The organism is Alphaproteobacteria bacterium LSUCC0396 (assembly GCA_041228345.1).
Classification (GTDB): Bacteria; Pseudomonadota; Alphaproteobacteria; order Puniceispirillales; family Puniceispirillaceae; genus UBA3439.
In genome coordinates, this window is sequence record CP166131.1 from 1,829,829 (window position 1) to 1,847,715 (window position 17,887).

18 protein-coding genes are annotated in these 17,887 nt (G+C 52.0%); 8 read left to right on the top strand and 10 right to left on the bottom strand.

What is annotated here, in order from left to right:
* Positions 1-15: 15 nt before the first annotated feature.
* The 6 genes from pobA to AB8881_08850 all read right to left on the bottom strand — a co-directional run bounded on the left by pobA (position 16) and on the right by AB8881_08850 (position 6,213).
* The gene (gene pobA, locus AB8881_08825) at positions 16-1,191 is read right to left on the bottom strand and encodes a 4-hydroxybenzoate 3-monooxygenase (GenBank protein XDZ62651.1); all 1,176 of its coding nucleotides are present in this window, start codon (positions 1,189-1,191) and stop codon (positions 16-18) included.
* 45 nt (positions 1,192-1,236) lie between these two features.
* Positions 1,237-1,965: a 4-carboxy-4-hydroxy-2-oxoadipate aldolase/oxaloacetate decarboxylase gene (locus AB8881_08830; protein ID XDZ62652.1), complete on the bottom strand. Its 729-nt coding sequence runs from the start codon at positions 1,963-1,965 to the stop codon at positions 1,237-1,239.
* A 21-nt stretch (positions 1,966-1,986) separates the two neighbouring features.
* Positions 1,987-2,943 (bottom strand): Gfo/Idh/MocA family oxidoreductase, encoded by a 957-nt coding sequence (locus AB8881_08835; protein ID XDZ62653.1) that lies wholly within the window; start codon positions 2,941-2,943, stop codon positions 1,987-1,989.
* A 15-nt stretch (positions 2,944-2,958) separates the two neighbouring features.
* Positions 2,959-3,801: a class III extradiol dioxygenase subunit beta gene (locus tag AB8881_08840; GenBank protein XDZ62654.1), complete on the bottom strand. Its 843-nt coding sequence runs from the start codon at positions 3,799-3,801 to the stop codon at positions 2,959-2,961.
* Positions 3,794-4,192, bottom strand: a complete 399-nt coding sequence (ligA, locus tag AB8881_08845; GenBank protein ID XDZ62655.1) for a protocatechuate 4,5-dioxygenase subunit alpha — start codon at positions 4,190-4,192, stop codon at positions 3,794-3,796. Before ligA ends, AB8881_08840 begins: the two co-directional genes overlap by 8 nt.
* 218 nt (positions 4,193-4,410) lie before the next feature.
* Positions 4,411-6,213, bottom strand: a complete 1,803-nt coding sequence (locus AB8881_08850; GenBank protein ID XDZ62656.1) for a thiamine pyrophosphate-binding protein — start codon at positions 6,211-6,213, stop codon at positions 4,411-4,413.
* A gap of 486 nt (positions 6,214-6,699) precedes the next feature.
* Between AB8881_08850 and AB8881_08855 the strand changes: the two genes are divergently transcribed.
* From AB8881_08855 to cysQ, 5 genes are read left to right on the top strand one after another with little or no spacing between them, the layout of a single operon-like run.
* Positions 6,700-7,689 carry an ABC transporter substrate-binding protein gene (locus tag AB8881_08855; GenBank protein ID XDZ62657.1) on the top strand — a complete coding sequence of 330 codons (990 nt, stop codon included), beginning with the start codon at positions 6,700-6,702 and terminating at the stop codon, positions 7,687-7,689.
* A gap of 40 nt (positions 7,690-7,729) precedes the next feature.
* Complete coding sequence (locus tag AB8881_08860; GenBank protein XDZ62658.1) at positions 7,730-8,479, top strand: class II aldolase/adducin family protein; 750 nt, start codon at positions 7,730-7,732, stop codon at positions 8,477-8,479.
* A gap of 14 nt (positions 8,480-8,493) precedes the next feature.
* A complete protein-coding gene (locus tag AB8881_08865; protein XDZ62659.1) occupies positions 8,494-9,171 on the top strand; it encodes a class II aldolase/adducin family protein in 678 nt (225 codons plus the stop codon).
* Between the two features lie 54 nt (positions 9,172-9,225).
* On the top strand, positions 9,226-10,095 hold the full coding sequence (locus tag AB8881_08870; protein ID XDZ62660.1) for a shikimate dehydrogenase: 870 nt from the start codon (positions 9,226-9,228) through the stop codon (positions 10,093-10,095).
* A 16-nt stretch (positions 10,096-10,111) separates the two neighbouring features.
* Entirely contained in the window at positions 10,112-10,873 is a 762-nt protein-coding gene (gene cysQ, locus AB8881_08875; GenBank protein ID XDZ64539.1) for a 3'(2'),5'-bisphosphate nucleotidase CysQ, read from the top strand.
* 4 nt (positions 10,874-10,877) lie between these two features.
* On the opposite strand, the gene AB8881_08880 is transcribed toward cysQ, so the two are convergent.
* Positions 10,878-11,870 carry an ABC transporter substrate-binding protein gene (locus tag AB8881_08880; protein XDZ62661.1) on the bottom strand — a complete coding sequence of 331 codons (993 nt, stop codon included), beginning with the start codon at positions 11,868-11,870 and terminating at the stop codon, positions 10,878-10,880.
* A 435-nt stretch (positions 11,871-12,305) separates the two neighbouring features.
* Between AB8881_08880 and AB8881_08885 the strand changes: the two genes are divergently transcribed.
* Together AB8881_08885 and AB8881_08890 are read left to right on the top strand one after the other, a co-directional pair.
* Entirely contained in the window at positions 12,306-13,211 is a 906-nt protein-coding gene (locus AB8881_08885; GenBank protein XDZ62662.1) for an amidohydrolase, read from the top strand.
* Between the two features lie 161 nt (positions 13,212-13,372).
* The gene (locus tag AB8881_08890; protein ID XDZ62663.1) at positions 13,373-14,383 is read left to right on the top strand and encodes an amidohydrolase family protein; all 1,011 of its coding nucleotides are present in this window, start codon (positions 13,373-13,375) and stop codon (positions 14,381-14,383) included.
* Between the two features lie 41 nt (positions 14,384-14,424).
* Here AB8881_08890 and AB8881_08895 read toward each other — a convergent pair whose 3' ends face one another.
* The 3 genes from AB8881_08895 to panB all read right to left on the bottom strand — a co-directional run bounded on the left by AB8881_08895 (position 14,425) and on the right by panB (position 16,807).
* Positions 14,425-15,042, bottom strand: a complete 618-nt coding sequence (locus tag AB8881_08895; GenBank protein ID XDZ62664.1) for an SIS domain-containing protein — start codon at positions 15,040-15,042, stop codon at positions 14,425-14,427.
* Between the two features lie 103 nt (positions 15,043-15,145).
* Positions 15,146-15,979, bottom strand: a complete 834-nt coding sequence (gene panC, locus AB8881_08900; GenBank protein XDZ62665.1) for a pantoate--beta-alanine ligase — start codon at positions 15,977-15,979, stop codon at positions 15,146-15,148.
* An 18-nt stretch (positions 15,980-15,997) separates the two neighbouring features.
* A complete protein-coding gene (gene panB, locus AB8881_08905; protein ID XDZ62666.1) occupies positions 15,998-16,807 on the bottom strand; it encodes a 3-methyl-2-oxobutanoate hydroxymethyltransferase in 810 nt (269 codons plus the stop codon).
* A 266-nt stretch (positions 16,808-17,073) separates the two neighbouring features.
* On the opposite strand from panB, the gene AB8881_08910 reads away from it, so the two are divergent.
* Positions 17,074-17,880 carry a 3-keto-5-aminohexanoate cleavage protein gene (locus tag AB8881_08910; protein ID XDZ62667.1) on the top strand — a complete coding sequence of 269 codons (807 nt, stop codon included), beginning with the start codon at positions 17,074-17,076 and terminating at the stop codon, positions 17,878-17,880.
* Positions 17,881-17,887 lie beyond the last annotated feature (7 nt).

Sequence of the window (17,887 nt, forward strand, 5' to 3'; positions counted from 1 at the left end):
CGTTACCGCCCGTTACTATAGCGGCAGGCCAACATAGTTTTCGGCCATCATCAAACGCCCGGCTGGTGAGGCGGTGATGTAATCCAGCTCTGCCTCTTTCATTTTCTGCTCAAATGGGTCGGCATTAAAGCGGTGCGTAAGGTTGGTCAGGTACCAACTAAAACGTTCGGTTTTCCAGACGCGCGCCAGCGCTTGTTGTGAGTAATGCGGCAATGCTGCGATATCATTATCTGCAAAGAAACTCTCAATTGCCTGATGCAAATAATAGATATCGGAGAAGGCAAGGTTTAAGCCTTTGGCGCCAGTTGGCGGTACCACATGGGCGGCGTCACCAGCCAGAAGCAAACGTCCAAACTGCATGGGCTCGGCGACAAAGCTCCTTAAAGGGGCGATGGATTTTTCCAGTGACGGGCCGGTGATCAGCTGCTCGGCAGTTTCGGCAGGCAGGCGGCGGCGCAATTCGTCCCAGAAAGCCTCGTCACTCCACCGGTTGATATGATCGGTTGGATCGCATTGGATATAATAGCGCGACCGGGTCATTGACCGCATCGAGCAAAGGGCAAAGCCGCGCTTATTATTGGCGTAAATCACCTCGGTTGAAACTGGCGGCGTATCAGCCAGCAGGCCAAGCCAGCCAAATGGATAGGCCTGCCCATAAGTGGTGATTGCGCTCTTGGGAATACTGGCACGGCAAACGCCGTGATAACCATCACATCCAGCAATAAGATCACAAGCGATCTCGATAGCCTCGCCGTTATGGATAAAGCGAATAAATGGCCGGTCACGGTCAAAATCATTAATCTGGACATTTTCAGCTGAATAGATGGTCAGGCTGCCGCCTGTGGCACGAAGATTACAAAGATCGAGGGTGACCTCGGTCTGGCCATAGGCGGTCACGACCTTGCCATTGGTGGTCGTACCAAGCGGCACCGAAACCAGCCGGTCATCAAAGGCGATATTCACCGCGTGATGCGCGATACCCTCGGCGGCAAGCCGCGCCCCAGCCCCTGCACTGGTCAGCAGATCAACCGAGGTCTGTTCCAGAATACCAGCCCGAATCCGGGCTAGTACATAATCCTTGGTCTGTCGTTCGAGGATGATATTGTCTATCCTGGCACGATCAAGCAGACAGCCAAGCAGCAATCCGGCGGGGCCTGCCCCAACAATGACGACCTGTGTCTGTTTTACCACAACCGATTTCCATTCACCGTAATTGGCAGGGTTAGACCTGTTTGCCTAGCCCCGGTTTCGACAATCAATCCCGTTGAATTCGCCGAGGTCGTCAAGCGTATCGACATAGGTAAAACCGGCGGCGGCTAGGGCAGGGCGCATATTATAAAGATCAATGCCAAGTTCACCTGCGGCTAGTTTTTCCCGCTTGCTATCCTCGTTTGCAATCCGCTCATTCGCCTTGATCAGCACGTCATCGGCCTGTTTGCGGCTTATAACGCAAACGCCATCATCATCGCCGACAATCACATCACCCGGAAAGACCAGCTGGCCAGCGCACACAATTGGCACATTTACCGCACCGGGGGTGTTTTTAACGGTGCCTTTTGACGAGATTGCCCGCGACCAGACGGGAAAATCCATCGCCTTCAAATCGGCGGCATCGCGTGTTCCCCCATCAATCACCAGCCCCAGAACACCGCGCGCCCGCGCCGAAGTTGCCAGCAGGTCACCAAAGAAACCATCTGTATTATCGGTTGTGCAGGCCACCACCAAAATATCGCCCGGCTGGCACATTTCAATCGCCACGTGAATCATCCAATTATCACCGGGCTGGGCCAACACAGTGACCGCCGTGCCGCCAATCCGGGCGCCGGGATAGACCGGCCGGATATAGGGTTTAAAAAGGCCAATCCGGCCTTGCGCTTCATGCACGGTTGAAACACCAGCATTGCCAAGCCCGATGGCGGTTGCGGCATCGGCGCGCGTGATATTACGAACCGCGACTGTTTTCATTATCTTATCCTTATTTTCGGGTTATTGGGTCATTGCCCGTTCAATTTCATGCATGACCTTCATCGCTGGCAGGCCCTGTGCAAGGCTTGAATTAGGTTCGCGTCCATCGGCAATCGCCGCAATAAATTCACGGTCAATCAACTCGATTCCGTTCATTGACACATCAACCGCTGACACATCAATCTGCTGGCCCTTGCCGTCATAAAGATCATCATAGCTGGCGACATAGGTGCCCTTGTCACATATATAGCGAAAATAGCTGCCAAGTGGCCCGTCATTATTAAATGATAAGGACAAGGTGCAAAGCTTGCCGGTTGAGGTTTTCATGATGATTGCCATATCCATGGCGATGCCAAGCTCAGGGTGCTTTGGTCCCTGAACAGCGTGAACTTCGCTAACCGGCTCGCCAGTCTGATATAAAAACAGATCAATCGTATGACAGGCATGATGCCATAACAAGTGATCCGTCCATGATCGTGGCTCGCCCTTGGCGTTCATATTGGTGCGGCGAAAGAAATAGGTTTGCACATCCATTTGCTGGATCGACAGCGCCCCTTTGCTAATTTCATTATGTACCCACTGGTGCGATGGGTTAAACCGGCGTACATGGCCAACCATGCCAACAAGGCCGGTTTCGGCCTGTTTTGCCACCAGTCCTTCGGAATCAGCCAAATTGTCAGCCATCGGAATTTCGACCAGAACATGTTTGCCTGCCGCCATCGCTTTGATGCCCTGCTCGGCATGGAGCTGGGTTGGGGTGGCCAGAATTATTGCATCAACCCGGTCACTGGCGATAAAGGTGTCATAATCATCAAAACGTAATGGCACATCGAATCTATCAGCAACGCCAGTGGCCTTTTCAATGGTGGTGGCCATAACGGCAGTAATGTCTACATCGCTAATCGCCCTTAACGCTTCGAGATGTTTGATACCAAACGCGCCATTTGCGCCGGCAACGCCGAGCCTTATTTTACTCATCTTATCGGTACTTCCTTAGTCAGTATTTTCCAGAATGATGGCACCATAAGCAGTCGCGGAAACGGGGATATGATAGAAACGGTAGATCTCATTGACATTGTCATTCAACGCGCCGCGCATCACGTTCCACATGATCATTTCGATGCCTTCACAACCGGCTTCGCGAATAAAATCAGTATGGGTGAGGCGCGTATTGGCCGCGGGATCAGAGACCAGATTATTCATAAAGGCGGTGTCAAATTCAGGGTTCAGCACGCCAGCACGTTCCCCGCCCAGCTGATGCGACATCCCGCCCGTACCCCAAATGCCAACGCTCAGATCTTCGGGAAAGCTCTCAACGGCGCGGCGGATGGCTTGGCCGAGCTTGTAACAGCGAAGCGGTGTTGGTTGCGGATATTGGATAACATTGACACAGAGCGGGATTACCTTGGTCGGCCAGACATCGGGCTGATCATAGGCAACTGACAGCGGCACGGTCAGGCCGTGATCGACCTCTAGACTGCCAGCGACCGCCATGTCAAATTCGTTCAGAATAAGGTTTTCAGTGATGTGCCATGCAAGCTCGGGATGCCCCATGACCATTGGCACTTGACGCGGCCCCCAGCCTTCATCAGCGGGCATGAACTCCTCGGCAACACCCATCGTAAAGGTCGAATAATTATCCAACGAATAGGATGTGGCATGGTCGTTGTAAACGATGATTGTCACATCTGGGATATTATCCTTGTGCCACGCGCGAACCGGTTCTAGCCCCTTGAATAGTGGCTGCCAATACGGCTCGCCGGTTTTGCCATTATCCATAGCGGCGCCAAGGCCGGGCACGTGTGATGTGCCCATGCCAGCAATAATCCTAGCCATTCTGCTGCTCCTTCTTGCTGCGGTTGCCATCAATCGGGCGGCCGCCAGCCATCATCATCGCTTGAAATTCGTCAAAACTCATTGCCGGTTGCGCCATCTTGCCATACATCACCTGCGGCGGCTGCTTATCATGGCTAACAAGCTTAAAAGCATAATAGACATTTGCCCCAAGTTGCAGCATTCGCAGATATTCCCGATCCAATACCGCTTGGCGTTGTTCTTCGGTCAATTTGTAGGTTTGCAGATAGGCTGTCTCATCAGCCGCAAAGGCCGCGCGCGCTTCGGATTTGTTTAACGACATCAGAAACATATTTAGATGATAGCCTTTTCGGTAATTGCGGCTATCCAGCACATAGGTGCCTGGCACATCATCATAATCCCGTACCGTCATCTAAATACTCCTTGAGATGTTATCGCCAAAATGAGGCAATTTGCCGTCACCTAAAAGGTTACCCCAGCAACTATGCTGGCACAACAAACCATTACATTTGATAATAAATTAGAATAAACGGACAGCATTTGCTGTCCACCTGATTGCGTTGGCACGGCGTTTTTGGGTGGCGGCCTTGGGTGGCGTTTTTTGGCCCGTAACCTAGGGTTGGCGTCAGGCTATTTGCGTTTTTCCTGACGCGCAACTTCGGCTTCACGACCAATGTTTGACTCGATCACAACATCGACGAGAAACGGTTTTCCGGCCCGAACGGCTGCGACCGCTTGTTGCATTGCAGCCACAAGATCGTCACGGGTCTCAACCGGCCCAATGGCCTCGACCCCTAGCCCTTTTGCCAGCTGGGCAATATCAGGCGTCGGGTCATCGATACGTTGGCCAACCCAGCGATTTTCAACATTTCGATCACGTTTCTCGGCAACTTTCTGCTGATGAATTTCGTCGTTAAAATAAGAACGATTATTGGCAATAACCATCAGGGCGGGAATCTCATATTTGGCCGCTGTCCATAATGCATTAATGCTCATCAACGCATCGCCATCCCCCAGAATACCGACGGTCAAGCGTGGGCTTTGGTGATTTGCCAGCGCTGCACCAATGACCAGCCCGGGCCCGCTGCCGATACCGCCGCCGCCATCCTTGCCAAGATAATCAAGCGGGTGCTTCATCGGCCAGAGATCAAACGGCCAGCCGCGCGCCAACGCCGCAAACGTAACCAGATCATCACCAGTGGCATTCTTTAGTGCAACGGCGACATCCCGCAATGATAATGCCCCTTCGCCCGCTACTGGTGCGTCGCCCGCAACAGGGTCAGGCAATACCGGCATTGGTCGCTGGCTCGTTGCTGCTAACAAATCTGCAACTGCCAGATCGGCATCACCGACCAGTTCGACATCAATTGCCGGCAAGGTGAAATGTTCTTTGCCCCATCCATTATGCAACGTTACATCCTGTCCGGCGTGAATGATGGTGATATCAGGCTGGCTGGTGCCAAAAGCCTGTTGCAAAAGCCCGCCAAGATCAATCCAGCCGATACTAAGAATAAGATCAGCCTGCTGTAATATTTCACGGTGTGATGGCGGTAATTTATTGAATGGTGCCCCAACATGAAGTGGATGGTCAGTCGGAACCATGACGCCGGATTTCAAATCGCTCATCATCCGCGCGCCCAGCTTTTCTGCCAGTGCAACGCGCTGGGTCATTGCTGCATCATTGCGGGCCCCGCGCCCGTAGAGGATTACAATATTTGATGCGCCGGCTAGCCGTTCTGCTGCTGCCGTAATCGCATTACCGGCAGGTCTTGCAGGTTCTGGTGGTTGCGCTCGATCAAGCACTGGCATGCTGAAATTGTCACGAACGGCTTCTTCTTGAATGGCGGCGTCAAGACAGACATAGACTGGTGCGCATGGTGTCATATTGGTCATCTTCCATGCGCGGCTGAGTGATTCGGGGATCGCCTCGATCGACGCCGGCTGATCATCCCATTTGGTGAAATTACGGACCAGCGCACCTTGATCCTGTGCAGTATGCAGCCAGTCAACCCACGGCCGGCGCAATGCTGCATCGACCGGGCCGGTAGCACCAAGAACAAGCATTGGCGCCCGATCTGCATAGGCGTTAAAAATCGCCATCGTCCCGTGCATCAGGCCAACATTTGAATGGAGCGCAACTGCCATGGCTTTGCCGGTGGCTTTGGCATAACCATGCGCAATTGAAACAGCATATTCCTCATGAAGGCACATAAGCATCTGCGGCGTTTCATTGCCGAGATAATTGACCAAACTGTCATGTAATCCGCGATAACTGGCCCCCGGATTCAGCGCGATATAGGGAATATCGAGCTGGCGCAGCATTTCAGCGGCCACGTCGGATCCCCAGCCAAGTCTTTGGTCGGGGGTGCCTGCTGGCAATTCGCGTTTGATCGGTGAGGATGCGCCTCTGCTAGGGGGGGGTGAAGATGACATTTGGAACGACTCCAGAACAAAAGGGGCATGACCCCAAGCAAAATAAATAAGGCCAGCGGAGGCAGGCAAAGCGAAAAATTTCAGTAACTAACGTCGCGCAAACGCGCGTGTTTTTGACAGGTCAAGATTAGGTTGCTTGTGCGGTTTATGTCAAAGAAAAGCTGCGCGGATTTTGTCGTTCCTTGTGCGGCCGTTACTTTATCTCGGCGCGTGAGTCCGGATCTCGGCGCGTCAGTCCGGTCCTGATAAAACTAGGGGTGTCACTGCTTTTGTTGCTTGGTTTTGACGCATCGCTGGCGTAACCTTTGCATCTTTCTAAAGGGCCCGTTAGGTCGGAACGGCCGAAGGCAATGCGAGTTATCTCGATAAAATCTTCCCGCCACTCCATCATATCCCATAGGATATGACTTTACCCTTCGGTCTTTGTCACCGGCAGATGGCAGTCGCCATTTTGTTGAATTTCGGAACTGTATTTTTGAGGTATTTATGTCAGAGCTAAAACTATCCATCGCAACAACTGATTATGACCATTTCCGCGATTTCCGCCTTGGTGAAGTGCGGGCGCAAGGCATTGACCATAACTGGCTCAACCTTGGCCATCATGAGTGTTTTGCGAGATTCACTGCCAATCGTGAATTTGATGTTGCCGAGCTGTCCTTTGCCAAATTCTCGGCGCAGGTGACCCGCCCGGATAGTGATGTTATTGGCCTACCGGTCATTTGTTCTCGGCTGTTCCGCTTTAGTTCATTTTATGTCAATAAAAACAGTAAAATCAAAACGATTGCCGACTTGAAAGGGAAACGCGTGGGATCGCCGGAATGGGCACATTCTGCGGCCGTTTATATGCGTGGCTGGATGCATAACGAGATGGGCGTAAAGCTGAATGATGTTCATTGGGTGCAGGCTGGTGCCAATGCTGCCGGACGCAAAGAAAAGGTCGAGTTAAGCCTGCCTGAAGGTGTCGAGCTGACGCGGATCAATGATAAATCGCTCAGTGAGCTTTTGGCCTCAGGCGAGATTGATTGCGCGATCATTGCCCGCCCACCAACCTGTTTTCTTGAGGGGCATCCAGATGTTGAGCGGCTGTTTCCTGACTATATCGAAATGGAAGAGGATTATTACCAGCGCACTAAGGTTTGGCCGATTATGCATATCATTGCCATGCGGCGGCAGATTTTGGATGAAAACCCTTGGGTCGCGCGGAACTTGCTGAATGCGTTTCAGGAGTCCAAGCGGCGCAGTCTTGAGCGGCTTCTTGATCCGGCGGTTTCGCGCTATCCGGTGCCGTGGCTGGCGACCTATGCGCGCAAGATGCGGGACATGTTTGATGGCGATCTTTTCCCTTATGGCATCGAAGAAAATCGCCCGACATGGGAACAAATGGCGCTTTATACCTATCAGCAGGGCATCGCGCATCGTCAATTTACCCCCGAAGATATTTTTCCCAAGGGCATCATGACTGACGTTGTGATCTGATCGTATCATATCAACAAAAGGCGATTGAAGACGAGGTGACATGATGAGTGAAACTCCAAAATCTGCGGGGCCGGTTGCGCCTGAATTGCTGGCCGATCTTGCGGCGGCAAGCCGAATTCTTGCCGCGCGTGGTGTGGTTGATGGCTTTGGTCATGTGTCGATGCGCCACCCACACTCGCCCGACCGGTTTTTGATGTCAAAATCAATTGCGCCGGCACTGGTGGTTCCTGATGACATCATTGAATATGACCTAAATAGCGAGCCGTGTAACGCCAATGGACGTGGCAGTTTTCTTGAAAGGTTCATTCATGGTGAAATCTATAAGGCACGCCCCGATATCAATTCAGTGGTTCATAGCCATTCGCCATCGGTAATCCCGTTTGGGCTGGTGCCAACCGATATGAAGGCAATGTTCCACAATGCTGCTTTCTTGGCGGCGGGCGTTCCGGTTTTTGATATTGCCGACAAATTTGGCGATACGGATATGCTGGTTTGCGACTGTGTGAAGGGTGAGGCCTTGGCCGAAGTTTTAAAGGACAAGGATGTTGCATTGATGCGGGCGCATGGGTCTGTCGCTTGTGGGCCGACGCTGCAAACGGCGGTGTTTCGTGCGGTCTATACCGAAGTGAATGCCCGAATTCAGCATTTTGCGCAGGCACTAAGCAGCGATGGCAATCTGGCGGCATTGACTAAAACCGAAGGCCAGCTTGCAGATGTGCCGAACCAGACCGCAGGTATGCGCGCATGGCATCTTTGGCGCGCTGAGGTTCGCAACGAGGTTAATTGGTAAATTGGAGTCGATAAATGGATGATCTAGAGCAGAAAAAACAACAGCTTGCCGATTGTATTCGGATGCTGGAATCGTCTGATATTATTGACTATAACGGCCATGCCAGCTTTCGCGGTGATGGTGAAACCCTGCATATCAATATTGGATCATGCCAGCGCAGCCAGCTTCGTGCCAAGGATATCTGCCGGATTGATTTTGCGGGCAATTTGCTTGCGGGTGATGGCAACCCGCCGCTGGAATTTCATCTTCATGCCGGCATTTATCGGGCGCGTCCAGAGGTGAATGCCATTGTCCACGCGCACCCGAAATGGTCTACCTTCCTGACTATGGTCGGCGTTGATTATCTGCCGGTATTTGCCCAAGGCTCGCTGGTATATCCGGTGCCGGTACTAGACACACCAGACTCAATTAATAATCCGGAAATGTCGGATCGGTTAAATCAAATTCTTGGCGACCGGCCCGCCGCCTTGATGAAATCTCATGGCGCGGTGACGGTTGGCGCCAGCATTACCGAGGCGTTTGTGCTGATCAATTATCTTGAAGAAAACGCGCATCGTCAGCATATGGCGATGCAGATCGGCAAGCCGTATTGCTTTAGTGATGATGAAATGGCGCTGTGCCGGGGCAAGCTATGGAATGCCAAGCTGTTTCAGCGCACTTGGGATCACTTCTATGCCAAATTGCCATCATAATGCGAGGGCATGTGATCGGTAAGTGACCACGGCGTTTTAAGGAAAGGAAATCAGGTGTCAAATATCCATAGGTCAAAAAAAGACGGTTTTCTGCTGGCAGGGGTCATGGGCTGGCCGGTGCTTCATTCGCGCTCGCCGCTAATGCATAATTACTGGTTCAGCCAACAGAATCTTCGCGGCAGCTATGTACCGTTGGAAATCAAGCCGGGGTCTGTCGGCGCGGCGCTTCGGGCGATGGCACCGCTGGGATTTTCTGGCTGTAACCTGACGATCCCGCACAAGCTAGAGGCGATGGATATTGTTGATGAGCTAGACGATGTTGCCAAAAAGATTGGGGCGATTAGCTGTGTGGTGGTTCGGGAAGACCAATCGCTTTTTGGGACGAATAATGACTGGCTTGGTTTTATTGGAAACATAAAACAGCAGGTTCCTGATTGGCGTGCAGATACTGGGCCGGTGGTTGTGCTGGGCGCCGGCGGTGGTGCGCGGGCGATCTGTTATGCGCTGTTGTCCGAAGGCGCAACTGAAATCCGGCTGGTAAACCGGACCAAGGCGCATGCCGAAATCATCGCCAGTGAATTTGGCGGACCAATAGAAACATTGCCGTGGGATCTGCGCCAAGATGCGCTTGATGGTGCAGCGATGCTGGTCAACACCACCAGTCAGGGTATGGTTGGTATGGCTGAATTAGATTTGACCTTGGATGCGCTGCCGACCGCGGCATTGGTAAGTGATATTATCTATACGCCGCTGGAAACAAGATTGCTGGCGGCGGCGCGCCAACGCGGTAACATGACGATAAACGGGCTTGGAATGTTGTTGCATCAAGGCAAACCGGCGTGGCGTATGTGGTTCGATGTCGAGCCTGAGGTAACCGATGAGTTACGCCAAAAGATGGAGGCAAGTATCCGCGGTGACGAATAATCTGGGGCAAGGCAAGATGGATTATGCAGCGCTTGCGAGGCAATTGATCCGCCCGGTTGAAGAGGCTGGTCAGGTTATTATGGATATCTACCGCCGCCGGCCAACAATCGATATCAAGGCTGATGGCAGCCCCGTCACTGAGGCGGATAAGGCGGCTGAAGCGATTCTGTTGCCGGCAATCGCTGCTGCGGCCCCATCAATCCAGATCGTGTCCGAAGAAAACCCGATGAGCCATGACTCTGCTGCGGGGGATCAGTTCTTTCTTGTTGATCCGCTTGATGGCACCAAGGAATTTATCAAAACTGATGCCAATGGCGCCTTTACCGTCAATATCGGTTTCATTGAAGGCGGCGTTCCGGTGATGGGTGTTGTTTATGCGCCAGCATTGGGCCGGTTATTTTTTGGTAGTGCCGATGCCGGCGCGTTTGAAATTTCGTCCGGTAATTGTCGGCCAATTGAGGTTCGAAAACCAGACCCTGCGGCGATTGTTGCGGTCGCCAGCGCATCGCACCGTGACGCGGCGACAAACCGCTGGCTGGAAGATCGGGGCATTAAACAGACTGTTTCAATTGGGTCATCGTTGAAATTCTGTCTGGTTGCGGCGGGTGAGGCAGATGTCTATCCGCGCTATGGGCCAACTATGGAATGGGATACGGCAGCCGGTGATGCTGTGCTGCGCGCCGCCGGTGGCACTGTTGTCGGTGATGATGGCACGCCCTTCTGCTATGGTAAAAGCGGTTATCGCAATGACGCGTTCTTTGCCTTTGGCGGTGGCTGATCGGCTAGACCGAGAATTGCTCAATCGTTCCTTGATGGAACAGCTCATCGACTGAAACGCGCCGCGCTGATAGGCCCTGCCGGTGATGGTGATCGAGGAAATTATCCAAGACCTTACGGTTTGCCTCAACCCCGTTTGACCAGTAATCCTGCCCCAGAAGCGCCTGTGCAGACTCGATATGTTCGGCCAAAAACGGAATTGTCGCGTGCGATGCAGCCGTATCTAGAAGCATATTAACCGCCATATTCTTTGACAGATTAAATGCTTTATAAAGGGCGCCGGGCAGCCAGGGGTGGGCCTTGGCTAGGGTTTTGCGAACGCCAAGTAGATGCATGATCGGGAAAATACCAGTGCGTTTGTAATAATCGGTCGCGGTGCTGACCAAATCGGGAAACAGGCGGACAATATCAGGGTTTCCAGCATCATAACATGGCGGGTTGCGGGGCCCAATAAAGCCATCAAGATCACCAGCAACCAGCATTTCATCAAGCGATTTGCCCTTTGGTGCCGGTTCGATGGAGACATCAGCGGGAAGTTGAAGTTTGATTTTTTCCGGCCGGTCAGGCGTCCCAACACCGCCGCGAATCCAGTGAATATCGGATGGCTTGACGCCGTAATCATCTTCAAGAAGGCCGCGGGCCCATACATTGGCGGTTAGCTGGTATTCGGCAATGCCAATGCGTTTGCCGCGAAGATCGGCAGGCTCATTAATGCCTTTGCCTTTACGGATATAGATTGATGAATGGCGAAAAGAGCGTGACATAAAGACAGGAATGGCAATGTAATGGCCGCTATCCTGAGCGGTGCTGACTGTGTAAGAGCTGAATGATAGCTCGCAAATATCAAAATCCTGATTACGAAAGGCGCGGAAAAAGATTTCTTCAGGCGACAATTTCATAAAGATTGGATCAACGCCGTCAATTTGCACATCACCATCAAAAAGGGCGCGGTTACGATCATAATTGCCGACAGCAATAGACAAATTAAGATTGGCCATAATATCTCCAGAAATGTCCGGCGGATCACCGGCAGGCACGCTAGCGCGCAACAGAAGTCAGCTGTTTAAATTAGCCGTATTCCCGCGGTCGTCAAGGTTGAACTCCGCCGCAAAATAATGACGCATATTTCGCTCGCTATACCGCCAGCGGCTTTGGCAAAGAAACATTCATTGCGGGGTACGTCGATTTGAGGGGCGGGATTTGCCCGTTGTCGTTTTATATATCTAAAGATTTTTCCCGCAGATTTAAAACTCACTAAGGAATTTCGTTCTTCTATTGATTGTTCTGCATCACCGCATATTCTATTGCGCGAGAGATGCGAAAGCGTGAATAAATGACGAAAGCCTGATTTAAGCATTTCCCCATCTGATGGGTTACGTCACCCCCTCATGAACAAGGGCGTCTAGAGATATTGTCGCCAGATTGGTATTGCTATGAGTGAATATTTACACCCCGTTACCGGTATGAAAAGCTGCATGGCGCCCGATCCGGATACGCGAACACCGGCGTTTATTACGCCAAAGGGTGCTTGCGACAGTCATTGTCATGTTTTTGGCCCGCATGAGGTTTTTCCCTATCACCCGAAATCGACCTATCATCCGCCCGATGGCCCAAAGGAAAGTCTGGCCGCTCTTCATGCCAAGCTGGGCATTGATCGTGCGGTCATTGTGCAGGCAAGCTGTCATGGCCCTGATAACCGTGCGATGCTTGATGCGATTGCGGGCCGGCCCGATGATTATCGCGGCGTCTGTATTGCCAATGACAGTTTTTCCGACGAGGATTTTGCCGATCTTGATGCTGGCGGGGTGCGCGGCATCCGGTTTAATTTTGTAACCCATCTTGGTGGCACGCCTGATTTGGCGATGATGCAGCGGGTATTAAACCGGATAAAGCCGCTTGGTTGGCATCTGGTGATCCATGTAAACGCCGAGGATATTCTGAATTTCAAGGATTTCTTCCTGCAGTTTGATATGAATATAATTGTTGATCATATGGGCCGAGTGCCAACAGCCGACGGCGTGCATCAACCAGCTTTCAAGATTTTAAAATCCTTTCTTGAGCGCGAGAATTGGTGGGTGAAAATTTGTGGGTCTGAACGTATTTCATCAGCGGGGCCGCCATTTTATGATGCGGTTCCCTATGCTCAGGAACTTGTCGAAATTGCCCCCGACCGTGTTTTATGGGGAACCGACTGGCCGCATCCAAACATCAAGCGCCATATGCCAAATGATGGTGATTTGTTGGATCTGGTGCCGTTATTGGCGCGTGATGCAGCATTACAGAAAAAAATTCTGGTGGATAATCCAGCCCGGCTTTACGGATTTACGCCGGTCGAATGAGGGCGATATCAGCCGAAATGAAACAAGCTTTTTGCCGCGGCGTTTTTTTCATTTTGGCTCTTGGTTTCGTGCATTTGTTGTCCTAGGCTAGCAACTTGCTTACGTCTTAGGTCAGCGGACATGACCAATATTTCGATATTTTTATGAGGGAAGATTTAACGATGATTATTGATTGTCATGGCCATTACACAACAACGCCGCCACAGGTCGAGGCCTATCGTAACGAGCAGCGGGCATTATTGGCAAAGGACCCAAACCATCTTTTTACAAAAGGCGATGTGAAGATTTCGGATGATGAAATTCGCGAATCAATCGCCAATAATCAGCTTAAATTGCAACAGGATCGCGGCACTGATCTGACGATATTTTCGCCGCGGGCTAGCTGGATGGGGCATGACCTTGGCAATGCCAGCACGTCGCAAGCATGGACCGAACTATGTAATGATCTGATCCGGCGCGTCTGTGACCTGTTTCCAGATAATTTTGTTCCGGTTTGCCAATTGCCGCAAAGCCCCGAGACCTCACTTGAAAACAGCATTGCCGAACTGTCGCGCTGTGTCGAGGAAATGGGCTTTATCGGTTGTAATCTGAACCCTGATCCATCTGGTGGTTTTTGGAAGGATCCGCGCCTTGGTGACCGCTACTGGTATCCGTTTTATGAAAAACTGATCGAACTGGATGTACCGGCTATGATCCATGTGTCGGGGGCGTGCCAGCATTCGCTTGACACGACGTCCAGCTATTATCTTGGGGCTGATACAACCGCCTTTACCCAGCTGTTATTTTCTGACGTCTTCACCGATTTCCCTGAATTAAAGCTGATTATCCCGCATGGCGGCGGTGCTGTTCCCTATCATTGGGGTAGGTTCCGCGGGATTGCACAGGATCGTGGCCTTGGTGATCTGGATGAGCGGGTGCTTGGGAATCTTTATTTCGACACTTGCGTTTATCACCAGCGCGGTATTGATCTATTGCTGGATGTTATCCCGACAAAAAATATTCTGTTCGCCTCAGAAATGATTGGTGCGGTTCGCGGTATTGACCCCAGAACTGACCATCACTACGACGATACCAAGCGCTATATCGACGGAAATAAGGCGCTGGATGCGGCGGCAAAGCAGGCTATTTTTGAGGGTAATGCAAGGCGCGTCTTCAGCCGGCTCCAAATCTGATCAAAGGGTTTTGATCATAAATAGCTCAAAGCCTGATCTGATCAGGCTTTGAAATAATGCGCCTCAAGCTGCCTGCAAATCTCGTGATAGATTGGCAAATGCAGTTCTTGAATACGGGCGACATTATCCGACGGCACGTCAATCAGCACATCACATAATGGTGCCAACTGGCCGCCACCAGCACCGGTTAGCCCGATCACCGCCATGTCTTTGGCGCGGGCCGCCTTGGCCGCAAGCAGAATATTGCGCGAATTTCCGGAAGTGGATATCGCCAGTAAAACGTCACCAGCTTTGCCCAATGCCCAAACCTGTTGGGCAAAAATCAAACTGCCATCAAGGTCATTGGCAATTGCCGTTATCAGCGCGCTGTGGCTGACCAGCGACAATGCGGGCAATCCATATTGCAGCTTATCCGCAAGAAGGGCGGCATCATCACCGCTGACGGCGGCCAGTTTATTCTTGTCATCGGCTGTTAAGGGGCGGCGACGGCAAAACCCCTTCATCAATTCGCCGACGATATGTTCGCAATCTGCCGCACTGCCCCCATTGCCGCAAATCAGCAAAGTGCCGCCAGCATCATAGCTCGCAATCAGCTTTTCAACCGCTGCTTTCAGGCTGTCATGCTGGCTATTGCCGTTATTTAGATCCGGCTGCTGCATCAGGCGCTCCCTTATTTGCTGGCGTATATTTTTGGTATCGTGATTGTGCCGTGCCCCATTATTGAGGGGCGCGCCGAAAATCACAAATGATAAAATGGCTGCCCTAGAGGGCGTGATTATCGATCAGGCGTGTTGACCCCAGCCAGACGGCCGCAAAAATCCGGCTATGGGGGGCAGCGGAGCGGCAAATCTGCAAATCATCCGCACGGCGAAGGTCAAAATAATCAATCTTACCAAAACCGGCTTCTGCGAGGCGGTTTCTCGCTGTTTCCAGCGCCGCCTCAATTGGCGCGCCGCCATTGATCTGGTTGGCCGTCGCCTGCATTTCAGCATAGAGCAATGGTGCCAGCTTGCGATCAGCCGGGCTTAGATACTGGTTGCGGGATGAGAGCGCCAGACCATCTGCTTCACGGATTGTCGGATGCGCCAGAATTTGAACTGGTAAATCCAGATCCCGAACCATCTGCCGAATTACCGTAAGCTGCTGAAAATCCTTTTCACCAAAAATTGCAAAATCGGCGGGGATATGGGTAAAGAGTTTTAAGACCACTGTGGCAACGCCGGTAAAAAAATGTGGCCTTGCCGCACCTTCCATTGGGTTTGCAACCCCGCCCGGCACAATGCTGGTTGCATGACCATCATCATACATAGTGGCCGGCGCATAAATCGCATCACAGCCACCACTATCCTTGATTGCTGCACAATCACGATCAAGGGTGCGCGGATATTGGTCGAAATCCTCGCCAGCGCCAAATTGGGTAGGATTTACATAGATGCTGACAATGACACGCGATGCGGTTTGCCGCGCCTTTGCGATTAGCGCAAGATGGCCGGAATGGATACTGCCCATCGTTGGCACAAGACAGACCGTTTCACCTGCCTTTTGCCATTTTATTGTGGCGGCGGTGATGTCAGTTTTGTGATGTAGAATATTCATCCAGATACCGTGTTGTTATCAGGGTTTTTTCGGCCAGAAAAGGTGATCCTTGGTTGGAAAGCTGCCATCAATGACCGCGGCGCGATAGCCAATTGCAGCGGCGCTTATATCATCTTGAAGATTGGCAAATTTGCGCACGAATTTTGGTGTAAAGGCATCATAAAGGCCAAGCACATCTTCGGTTACGAGAATTTGTCCGTCACAGGCTGCCGAGGCACCAATACCAATGGTTGGCACCTTGCATCCCATCGCAATCGACGCGGCCACCGGTTCGATGATCCCCTCCATAACGATGCCAAAAACACCAGCCTCGACGAGAGCATCAGCATCTTTATGAAGCTGGCTAGCTTCTTCCTCGCTGCGACCGGTAATGCGAAACGCTGCCCCTGCGACAGCGTGCTGTGGCAGCAGGCCGATGTGACCAAGCACCGGAATGCCCGAATCCACAAGGCATTTAACATGCGGAGCAAGATCAGTACCGCCTTCCAGCTTGACCGCGTCAGCCCCGGTTTTTGCCATAATTTTGCTCGCGCTTGCCAATGCCTGTGCCGGGCTGTTTTCATAGCTACCAGCAGGCAGGTCAATCACCACAAGCGATGATTTGCGCCGCCGCATGACGGCCTCACCATGCCGGATCATCATATCAAGATCAGCATTTTGCGTTGTGTCCATGCCGTAGATCACCATCGCCACAGAGTCACCAACAAGAAGCATATCACAATGCGGGTCAAGTGCATGCGCCATCGGGGCGCTATAGGCGGTGAGGCAAACGATCTTACGCTGGCCCTTTAGAGCCATAAAATCAGCAATTTGAGGTTTTTCAGGCATGGCGGTCGGTCTCGTTACAGGCGGCATGCGTAATATATCGCCAAAAGCGTCCAAGGAAGGGACAGATAAGTGGGACGAACCCAAAGCAAAATAACGCGAAACAACTAGCATATATTTGCCGGACGGGCGATAGCTTTTTAAAAGATACTGGACACGGCTAGCCGCTTGACCTGTCTATTGTCGATGCCTAGCATTAGCCCTCTATTATCGTCTTGATGCGCTTAATCCAGCGCTGCCTTTTTATTGTTTTTTTTTCGAGGATAACAATGACCCGACCAACAATCATCATGGCGGCACCGAACGGCGCACGCAAAGTGAAAACTGATCATCCCGCGGTGCCGGTAACGATTGACGAAACTATTGCCACTGCCAAGGAATGCCATGCAGCTGGTGCTAGTATTCTTCATGCTCATGTGCGTGATGATGCGGGCAAACATCTGCTTGATGTGGCGCGCTATCGCAAATTGCTAGATGGTTTGCGCCAAGAGGTGCCGGAAATGCTGGTGCAGATTACCACCGAAGCGGTGGGTATCTATACGCCGGATCAGCAGGCCGATCTGGTATTTGCGCTAAAGCCTGATTTTGTCTCGGTCGGGTTTCGTGAAATGATTGGCGATAATGGCGCGGCGGCGCGTGCGCTGGCCACAAATTTCTATCATTCAAGCCTTGCCGAGCAGATCTGTGTTCAGCATATCCTATATGATATTGATGATCTGGTTCGGTTCCGTGCGGCGATGGCTGACGGTATTTTGCCAGATGCGCGCCCGCACGTGCTTTTGGTATTGGGCCGTTATAGTGGGAATTTCCAGTCTGATCCGGCCGAGATGAAGCCATTTATCGCTGATGGGCTGCCGGATATGGCAAGCTGGTCAATCTGTGCCTTTGGTCACCGTGAATTTGATGTGATGACAGATGCGATTGCGAATGGCGGTCATTGTCGGGTCGGGTTTGAAAACAACCTTTATTTAAAGGATGGCAGCCTTGCGCCAAGCAATGCCGATCTGGTGCGCCAGCTGGCCGAAACCTGTCAGCCAGCCAGCCGCGCCGAGACCTTGGCACTATTCGCACTCTAACGGCTAT